Origin of the sequence: Corallococcus sp. CA041A (assembly GCF_003612075.1) — a bacterium.
Taxonomy (GTDB): Bacteria; Myxococcota; Myxococcia; order Myxococcales; family Myxococcaceae; genus Corallococcus; species Corallococcus exiguus.
On record NZ_RAWF01000650.1, the window covers coordinates 1 to 445 of the forward strand.

The window sequence follows — 445 nt, forward strand, 5'->3', positions numbered from 1 at the left end:
GCTGTACGTAGGGTTCCCGGCGTCGGCGGGCACCCCTCCCCGCCAGCTACGCGGTTTCGAAAAGCTGCCCCTGGCGGCGGGCGACTCGACCGCGACCACCTTTGAGCTGCGCCGCCGCGACATCAGCGTCTGGGACACGGCCGCCCAGGAGTGGACCGTCCCCGCAGGCGAGTTCAACATCACCGTCGGCGCCAGCAGTCGGGACCTTCGGTTGTCCACGACTCTGACGATTTCTTAAACGTGTCAGGGTGCGGGTTCAACCAATAAGCAGCCGTTTTGGTTGGATTTATGCTAGGGCGTAGTACATAGGTACGTGTCAGTCCTACGTGAAAAAAGGTGCAGTGGGAGACTACAAGGTAGGGAACAGAATGACCTCTGTATATAGACGATTTCACTGGGGATTTGTTTATTTGTACATATGAGCTTGGGGGAATCAATATTATTA

General features: G+C 56.4%; 1 protein-coding gene. It reads left to right on the forward strand.

Features of this window, described 5'->3' with window-relative positions; all coding sequences use genetic code 11:
- Window positions 1-238, forward strand: a 238-nt coding sequence (locus D7V77_RS42595; protein ID WP_199734013.1) for a fibronectin type III-like domain-contianing protein, incomplete at its 5' end; no start/stop codon positions are given.
- Window positions 239-445 lie beyond the last annotated feature (207 nt).